Origin of the sequence: Janthinobacterium sp. GW456P (assembly GCF_002127655.1) — a bacterium.
Classification (GTDB): domain Bacteria; phylum Pseudomonadota; class Gammaproteobacteria; order Burkholderiales; family Burkholderiaceae_D; genus Janthinobacterium.
In genome coordinates this window covers 137,203-145,726 of the sequence record NZ_NEHB01000011.1, presented here as the reverse complement: position 1 = coordinate 145,726, position 8,524 = coordinate 137,203, and the positions used below count along the sequence as shown (strand labels likewise).

The 8,524-nt window shown below is 64.9% G+C and carries 8 protein-coding genes and 1 pseudogene; 3 read left to right on the top strand and 6 right to left on the bottom strand.

The window, feature by feature from the left end; all coding sequences use genetic code 11:
* Positions 1-204: pseudogene (locus CBW66_RS12790) on the top strand (IS110 family transposase); the annotation flags it as partial.
* Here the strand turns inward: CBW66_RS12790 and CBW66_RS12785 are convergent.
* The 6 genes from CBW66_RS12785 to CBW66_RS12760 form a co-directional block, all read right to left on the bottom strand.
* Positions 161-1,087: an STM4011 family radical SAM protein gene (locus tag CBW66_RS12785; RefSeq protein ID WP_170932874.1), complete on the bottom strand. Its 927-nt coding sequence runs from the start codon at positions 1,085-1,087 to the stop codon at positions 161-163. The pseudogene CBW66_RS12790 and the gene CBW66_RS12785 overlap by 44 nt on opposite strands.
* Positions 1,081-2,460: an STM4012 family radical SAM protein gene (locus CBW66_RS12780; protein WP_205701128.1), complete on the bottom strand. Its 1,380-nt coding sequence runs from the start codon at positions 2,458-2,460 to the stop codon at positions 1,081-1,083. The genes CBW66_RS12785 and CBW66_RS12780 overlap by 7 nt, the downstream gene beginning before the upstream one ends.
* Positions 2,457-3,305, bottom strand: a complete 849-nt coding sequence (locus tag CBW66_RS12775; RefSeq protein WP_086138068.1) for an STM4013/SEN3800 family hydrolase — start codon at positions 3,303-3,305, stop codon at positions 2,457-2,459. Before CBW66_RS12775 ends, CBW66_RS12780 begins: the two co-directional genes overlap by 4 nt.
* Complete coding sequence (locus tag CBW66_RS12770; protein ID WP_139841638.1) at positions 3,298-4,386, bottom strand: STM4014 family protein; 1,089 nt, start codon at positions 4,384-4,386, stop codon at positions 3,298-3,300. Before CBW66_RS12770 ends, CBW66_RS12775 begins: the two co-directional genes overlap by 8 nt.
* Positions 4,387-4,401: 15 nt before the next feature.
* Complete coding sequence (locus CBW66_RS12765; protein ID WP_086138066.1) at positions 4,402-5,328, bottom strand: STM4015 family protein; 927 nt, start codon at positions 5,326-5,328, stop codon at positions 4,402-4,404.
* A gap of 170 nt (positions 5,329-5,498) precedes the next feature.
* Positions 5,499-6,074, bottom strand: a complete 576-nt coding sequence (locus CBW66_RS12760) for a helix-turn-helix domain-containing protein (protein ID WP_086138065.1) — start codon at positions 6,072-6,074, stop codon at positions 5,499-5,501.
* 222 nt (positions 6,075-6,296) lie between these two features.
* Here CBW66_RS12760 and kbl point away from each other — a divergent pair, with 222 nt between their 5' ends.
* Together kbl and CBW66_RS12750 are read left to right on the top strand one after the other, a co-directional pair.
* Positions 6,297-7,532 (top strand): glycine C-acetyltransferase, encoded by a 1,236-nt coding sequence (gene kbl / locus CBW66_RS12755; RefSeq protein WP_086138064.1) that lies wholly within the window; start codon positions 6,297-6,299, stop codon positions 7,530-7,532.
* A 20-nt stretch (positions 7,533-7,552) separates the two neighbouring features.
* On the top strand, positions 7,553-8,518 hold the full coding sequence (locus CBW66_RS12750) for an NAD-dependent epimerase/dehydratase family protein (protein ID WP_086138063.1): 966 nt from the start codon (positions 7,553-7,555) through the stop codon (positions 8,516-8,518).
* Positions 8,519-8,524: the final 6 nt, after the last annotated feature.

The following is an 8,524-nucleotide window of genomic DNA, read 5'->3' as shown; positions in this document are numbered from 1 at the left end:
AGTTTCCTGCGCAAGGCACTGTACATGCCGGCCATGGTGGCCGTCCATAAGACGCTTTGGGGCAGGCGCTTCGGTCAGCGCTTGCGTGACGCCGGCAAAGCGCCCAAGCTGATCATCGGCGCCATGATGCGCAAGCTGGTGCACATGGCATTCGGCGTGCTCAGGTCGGGAAAAATATTTGATCCGGCCTTGCACGCCGCTTGACGGGGATAACAGTATCTACAGTGACAATCCTCGCCAATACCCCCTCCCCGAACACCGCCTGGAACGGCAAATCCTTGCGCTGCGCGTAGCCGATATAGCAATCGCACTTGAAGCGCGGGCAGGGGCGTTCCTGCAACATGTCCGCCAAGTCATCCATGTACAGATTTCCCAGCCGCTCGGGCACGAAGTGGCAGCGCGCCAGTTCGCCGTCGCCATCGACGGACAGCGACGCTTCGCCCGCCAGGCACGGTTTGCCGCGCGAGGGGGACGGGCGGCGGTTTTGCGCGAACCACGGGTCGATGGCGTCCAGTTCGGCCAGGTCTTGTCCGCTGTAGTAGCCGGGGCCACGGCGGTCGTAGGCGTTCAGCCACAAGTAGACGTGGGCGGGCAGGGCCGCGCGCAGGGCGCGGATGGCGTCCAGGTGTTCGGTCATGGCCACCACGCCGACGGAATAGCGCACGCCCATGGCATCGAGCCTCGCGCAGCGGGCAAGAAAGCGGGCCAGGGTCGTCTGGTCCGGGTGGTAGGTGCACCACAGGCCGATTTTCTCCAGCCCGTCCATCTTATCCAGCCAGTCCAGGGGGCCGGACAGATTCGTCTGCAGCGCCACCTGGCGCACGTGGGGCAGGCTGGCCAGGGTTTGCATCGCGCTCCGGTAGTGGCGCCGTACCAGCGCTTCGCCCCAGGGCGTGAACAGCACGCTGATGTTCCTGTTTTGCGCCGCCACCCAGCTGGTAAAGCGCGCCACTTCGCGCGCGTCGCGGGCCAGCGCGGCGCGGCTGTCGCGCTTCTTGGCAAACGGGCAGTAGCCGCAGGCGTAGTTGCAGCTCGCTAGCGTGCCCCGGTACAGCAGGGACAAAGCGCCAGGCTGTGTTGTCAGCACGTCTGGCCGCCTTCGGCCATCAGCGCGCGCACCGTCTCGGACGCCAGCCAGGGGCCGATGGTGTCGGCGTAGCTGTAGCCCCGGTCATTCAGGCGCAGCAGCGGGCCATGTTCTTCCACTAACTCCAGCGCGTGCAGCTCGGCCAGCTGCGGCAAGTCTGCTTCGCAGCGGGAGCCGAAGCGCGCCGTGTACGCGTCGCGGTCCAGCCCCGGTTCCGTCAGCAGCGACTGGATCACGTAGCGCCGGCGCTGTTCTTCGTCATCGAGCTGATAACCGTGTTCGGCCTGGGTGAAGCGCGCCTCGTCGAGCGCCAGATAGTTGTCGATGATGTTGATGGTATCAAGCCGCGCCACCGCGTACTCGCTCGAATAATGCAGGCTGGCCGTGTACGAGCGGGCGCCCGCGCCCAGGCCCACCATGCCATCGTTCTGGCAGCAGTACGAAGGACCGTTCTGCTCCGGCGCATGGGGGGCGCGGAACATGCGCATCGAGACCTGTTCATAGCCCTGGGCGCGCAAATGGTCGCGCGCGGCGGCGTACAGGGCCAGGCGGCTGTCGCCGTCGCGCGCCAGCATGATGGGGTTGAGCGACTGCGCGCCCCGGCGGCGCGCCACCTTGCCGAGACCCGTCTGTTCGCGCACATACAGCGGATACAGATAGAGCTCCTCGGGCGCAAACGTCAGCGCGCTGTCGATGGAGGCGAGCAGGCTGGCGATGGTCTGCCCCGCGATGCCGTAGATCAGGTCCAGGTTCAGGGTGGGAAAGCCGGCCGCGCGTATCAGGCCGATGGCGTGATGGACGGTGGCGTTTTGCTGCGGGCGGGCCAGCGCGCGCATCTCGCCGGCGGCAAAGCTCTGGATGCCCAGGCTGACCCTGTCGATGCCGTGTGCGCGGCAGACTGCCAGCCGCTCGGCCGTGATGGTTTCGGGCGACGCCTCGATGCCGGCCGGCGTGTGTTGCAGGTCGATGCCGAGGATGTCGCGCGCGCCGCACAGCAGGGTGTCGAGCTGCGCGGGCGACAGATAGGTGGGCGTGCCGCCGCCCAGCGCGAAGCGGGCGAAGCGCCGTTCGCCCAGCGCGCGGTTGAGTGCGCGCATCTGCACCAGCACTTGCTGCACGTAGCGCTCGACCATGTCGGCGCTGGGGCGGGCCATGGCGAACAGATTGCAAAAGCCGCAGCGCATTTCGCAGAACGGGATGTGGATGTAGGCGAAGAGGGCGGAACGGTCTTGCCGCGCCCACAGGGGCGCCAGCGGCGCCGCCTGCGGCAAGGCGCGGTAGGCCGCCTTGTGCGGATACGAATAGGAATACGCCTGGTAGGGCGTGTGGCGCATGCGCTGCGCCAGGGTGCCAGGCTGTTCGGAAGGGTTCACGGTGGGGATTCCTTGGACGGTGTATCGGTATCGGGAGCGATGAAAAAGTGCGCATACGGCACGTTCCACACGCTGTCGTGGGCGACCCTGTGGCCACGGTAGCCCTCTTCGCCGTAGGCGCTGCCGTGGTCCGAGCAGACGATGGCAAACGTGGGTGCCCGCGCGGCGCAGGCGGCAAACAGCGGCGCCAGCGCCGCGTCCACGTAGCGCAGCGCGGCCGCATGGCTGTCCAGGTTGTCGGCGCGGCAGCCGGGCAGGTAGGCGCGGTTCGGCGTATGCAGCGCGCTGACATTGATGAACAAGAAGGTGCGCTGTGCCTTGTCGGCCAGCAGGCGGGTGGCCAGCGCCACCTGTTTTTGCGTCGAATGGCGGCTGGCCACGCCCATGCCTGCGCTCCAGTGGCTTTCCTGGAACAGCGACGGCAGAACGGAGCCCAGCGCCGTCTGTTTGTTGAAGAAGCCCACGCCGCCGATGCAGATGGTGCGGTAGCCGCGCGCGGCCAGCGCGGCGGGAAGGTCGGCTTCTTCGAAGGCAAACGTGTGCTTTGATGTCGTTTCGCTGCCCGCGAAGGCGGAAGCGAACAGGCGGGGATGGCGGCCCGGCGCGGTCGGCGTGGGCAAGAAGCCCGCAAAGAAGGCCTGGTGCGCCGCGTAGGTGAACGTGGCGGGCGAGTGACGGCGTTCCCAGCCGCCCGGTGGCAGAAAACGCCCCAGCACGGGCAATTCGCCCGCCTCGTACTGCGCTTGCGCCACGTCGTAGCGCAGGGTGTCGAGCGTGATGAAGACGATGTCGTGGCTGCCGACGACGGCGTGCATGTCGGGGATGATCGGTGTTTCTTTAAGCATGGGCCAGTTGCGCCGTGTAAGTATCGACGCCTTGCCACAGCAGGCCTGGCAGCAGGTCGCCGAAGGCGTTCGCTTCCAGCACGTGGGCCTGGCCGTGGCGCACCACGAGGTCATAGCCCGTTACGTGGCTGGCGGGGAAGGCGCGCGCGGCCAGGGCGGCGGTTTCCTCCAGCGCTGCCAGGTCAGCCTCGTTCAGCAGGCTGGCCGCGTCGCCGCGCCGGTTATCGAGGTGCAGATTGGTCATCATGTGCTGTCCGATGCGCGCCACCCGGTGCGCGGGTTGGCCTGCCAGGGTCACGACTCGCAGGTCGTAATGGCTGTCGCCGCAGCGGGGCTTGTTCAGCCATGCTTCCGCGTACAGCTGTTGCGCCGCCAGCGCGTCGACGAGGGCGGCGATGTCGTGCTGCGTCTCGTAGCGTGCCATGCGCTTGCTGTTCATCAGGCGCGCCGCGCCGTCCCCGTGCTGCAAGACGGCCGAGGTGGTGGCTTGCTGGCGCCCCGCCTTGTTCCTGCGGTAGGCGACGACGCCGGACGCGGACGAGCCGTAGCGCGGTTTTAAATAGAGGCGGTCGAGACCATGCTGGCGCAGCAGCTCCTGCATGTGCGCGTAGTCGTGCACTGGCCCCAGCAGGAAAGGCACGGGGACGCCGTGCGCGGCCAGGTGGCGCTGGCATGCCAGCTTGTCCGTCATGCGGCTGATTTCGTCCGGCGCATTGACGACGCGCACCTGCGGCAGATCGGCCAATTGCGCCGCCAGGGATGCCATGGCGGCAGAGAAGCCGGCGAACCACGCATCCATGGCCAGCAGCTCGCCGTGTTCGGGCGCGCGCATGGGCGCGCGGTCCAGCAACCGGCAGCCCGCTTGCAACAGCAGCAGGTGGGCGCCAGGATCGTCGCCCGGCGGCTCGATCTTCAGCCAGCCAAGCTGGCGCAAGGCGGCAGGCAGCAGATCCGGCCGCGCCAGCCAGTCGCGCCATTCGAGCACTTGCGCGGGCGGCAGGCGCAGTTGCGCGCGCGCCGCCTGCATCAGGCGCACGCGCTTGCTGCCCTGTGTCGCCAGCAGGGTGAGAGCTGTAGCCAAGGGAAAAGACTCCGCTTATTCGCCGACGGCCACGTAGCGGTAGCTTTCGCCGTCGTCTTCGTCCTCTTCCTGCGGATCGTCCAGCACCACCTCGAAAGGCAGCGCCTTCAGCTTCGCCTGATTGTCTTCCGAGATGTAATGGTGCGACAGGTCCAGGCGCTTCAGATTGCCCAGCTGCGTGTGATTGAGCACGGCCACGGCGCCCAGGTCGCCAATGGTTCCCAGCGACAGGTCGAGCGTGTCGAGCTGCGCGACCAGCGGTTCCTCCGCCAGCCAGACGGCCAGGTCGTCGGCGATTTCCGCGTCGCGCAAGCCGAGGTATTTCAGGGTCGGCACGGTCAGCTGCGCCAGCACCTTGCGGTAGAGGTCCACGTCGCCCGAGAAGCCGTATTCTTCCGTGCCCAGCCACAGTTCCAGGTGTTCCAGCTGCGGCATGCTCGATTGCGCCAGCGCCTCGGCGATCTTTTGATCGAGGCCGCCCGCTTCGATGGTGAAGCGGCGCAGGTGCTGGTGCGCGAACGGCTCGATGACGAGCTCATTGCCGCCGCGGATGCGCAGCTCTTCCAGCAGCGGGAAGGCGTCCAGCAGGGGCTTGTAGCTGCCTTGCACGATCCACGAGATTTCGCATTCCTCGTACGTCATGTCGCCGATGAACAGGGCGCGCAGCTTCGGCAGCTGCGGCGCCTGGGCGATCAGCGCGGCCATCACCTCGTCGGCGCCCGATTCGTACGGATCGCCCCACATGCCGATGATCAGCGCTTCGAGCGCGCCCTTGTCGGCCTTGCCGAGGAAGCCGGCGATCAGCTCGTCCATCTTGCGCTCGTCGTCGTACTCGAGCGACAAACGGTAGACGATGCCGGGCGAGGCGTCGAACGGCAGGTCCGGGTCGTACTGGACGACTTTCTTGTCGTGGAAGGTGGTGGTGCTGTCGGAAATGGTCATCGCTGTGGCTCCGTGTAGGCGGTGGAGGCCTGGATGCCGCGCGCGGCGTGGCGGAAGGACGAGCCGGGATGTGCCGCGACGCTCTGCGAAGACATCCAGGCCTGGAAATCTTGTCTATACTAAAATCTTAGCATAGCCATATAGACATATTGCGCACTGCTGAAGTGCGCTTAGCGGTGGATTACCACGAGCAGGGCCTTGCCCTCGGTTTTTCCCAGGTTACGGATGATATGCGGCTGGTCCGCCGGATACCTTGCCGTGCCGCCATTCTTGACCTTTTTCTTCGCCGCGCCCACTTCCAGTTCCAGGTTGCCGTGGATCACCGTCAAATGCTCGGTCGTGCCCGGGTCGTGCGGTTGCGACGCCAGTTCGCCACCGGGCGCCAGGGTCACTTCATACCATTCATATTTGCCGGCCAGTTCCATCGGCCCCAGGATGCGCAGCACGTAGCCCGCGTGGTCGCCGGGCAGGGTGGGGGTTTCGTGGGCGTCCGTGATGCGGATGGTTTCCACGGCTTTTTCCGCGCTCGACAGCAATTCGCCGATCTGCACGCCCAGGGCGTTGGCCAGGCGCCACGTGATGGCGATGGTGGGATTGGCTTTTTCGCGCTCGATCTGCGACAGCATGGACTTCGAGACGCCCGCGATGCGCGACAAATCCTCGAGTGTCAGGCCGCGCGCCAGGCGCAGCCGTTGCAGGGTGGCACCCACTTCAGGGGGAGAATTGGTCGAAGCGCTGGTTTTCATCGGCAGGTGGCTTGCAAAGTTCAAAAGGCTTGGGTAATATCCACTATATTGAATTTCAGTTCGAAATAGTGGATTTTGAGGAAAAACACGGAAACGTGTAGACTTCAAACAGCGCTTCACGGTACAGCATTGTGCGCGCACCGGTCAAGCGGCGGCTTTTCCCCTATGGCGGCTGAAACCACACGCACACCACACGCATACATCAGGGACACAAGGAATATCATGAGCGAGCAAGCGAAGAACACCTTTTTCAGCGGTCTGCAACAGAATCTTGATCAACTGCGCCAGCAGGGCTTGTACAAGCCCGAGCGCGTGATCGCCTCGCGCCAGGGCGCTGAAGTGGTGTGCGACGATGGCCGTACCCTGATCAATATGTGTGCCAACAACTATCTGGGCCTGTCCGGCGATCTGCAGACGCAGGAAGCATCGATTGCCGCCACGCAAAAATACGGCTATGGCCTGTCGTCCGTGCGTTTTATCTGCGGCACGCAAACCGTCCACAAAGAACTGGAACAGGCGATTTCCGCCTTTCTGGGTACCGAGGACACGATTTTGTACGCGGCGGCCTTCGACGCCAACGGCGGCGTATTCGAGCCCCTGTTCGATGAAAACGACGCCATCATCTCGGACGCGCTGAACCACGCTTCCATCATCGACGGCATCCGCCTGTGCAAGGCTGGCCGCTACCGCTATGCGCACAACGACATGGCCGACCTGGAAGTGCAGTTGCAAGCGGCGATTGCCGCCGGCAAGCGCCACAAGGTTATCGTCACGGATGGCGTGTTCTCGATGGATGGCACGATTGCGCAACTCGACAAGATATGCGACCTGGCCGACAAGTATGGCGCGCTGGTGATGATCGACGAATGCCACGCTTCCGGCTTCATGGGCGCGACGGGCCGCGGCACGCACGAGCACCACAATGTGATGGGCCGCATCGACATCATCACGGGCACCCTGGGCAAGGCCCTGGGCGGCGCCATGGGCGGTTTCACCTCGGCACGCAAGGAAGTCATCGACACCCTGCGCCAGAAATCGCGTCCTTACCTGTTTTCGAACACGCTGGCGCCATCGATCGCAGGCGCTTCGCTGTCGGTGCTCGAACGTCTGGCCAAGTCGACGGAACTGCGCGACCGCCTGCATGACAACACGGCCTTCTTCCGCAGCGAGATCGAACGCATCGGCTTTACCATCAAGCCGGGCACCCATCCGGTGGTTCCCGTGATGCTGTTCGACGCTCCCGTGGCACAGAAATTCGCCGCCCGCCTGTATGAACTGGGCGTGCTGGTGACGGGCTTCTTCTACCCGGTCGTGCCGATGGGCCAGGCCAGGGTGCGCGTGCAGCTGTCCGCCGCGCATACCCGCGAACAACTGGTGCAGGTGCTGGCCGCCTTCGAGCAGGCCGGCAAGGAACTCGGTCTGCTGGCCGCGACAAGCACGACCACCACTACCAACTAACAAGAATTCAGGAAAATAGCATGGAACGCATCTTAGTCATTGGCGCAAACGGCCAAATCGGTAGTGAACTGGTGGGCGCCCTGGCGCAGCAGCACGGCGCGGACAACGTCATCGCCAGCGACATCGGCACGAACAATCTGTACCAGGCCAAGCGCTACGCGCAATTGAATGTGCTGGACAAGGACGGCCTGGCGAAGATCATCGCCGACGAGAACATCACCCAGGTGTACCAGCTGGCCGCCATGCTGTCGGCCACGGGCGAGGCGGCGCCGCTGAAGGCGTGGAGCCTGAACATGGATGGCTTGCTCAATATCCTGGAACTGGCGCGCGAGCGGGGCGAAGCGGGCAAACCGCTGCGCATCTTCTGGCCGTCGTCGATCGCCGCCTTCGGCCCGAACACGCCGCAAGTGAACACGCCGCAAATGACGGTGATGGACCCGACGTCGATGTACGGCATCAGCAAGCTGGCCGGCGAACGCCTGTGCGAATACTACTTCAACAAGTATGGCGTGGACGTGCGCAGCATCCGCTACCCTGGCATCATCAGCTACAAGTCGCCTCCGGGCGGCGGCACCACCGACTACGCGATCGCCATCTTCCATGCGGCCTTGCGCGGCGAGCGCTATGACTGCTTCCTCGATGCGAACACCACCTTGCCGATGATCTATATGCCTGACGCGATTCGCGCCACCATCGAACTGATGGACGCCCCTGCGTCGCAGATCAAGATCCGCTCGTCGTACAACGTGGCGGGCGTGTCGTTCAACCCCGAGCAGCTGGCGAAAGCCATCGTGCGCATGGTGCCGGACTTTAAGATCGGCTACAAGCCGGACAGCCGCCAGGCCATCGCCGACAGCTGGCCGCAAAGCCTGGACGACAGCAAGGCCAGCGCGGACTGGGGCTGGAAGGCGCAGATCGGCGTCGAGCAGATGGTCACCGACATGCTGGCCAATGTCGACGTGGGCCATGCCGCCAAGGCGGCCTGAGCCACA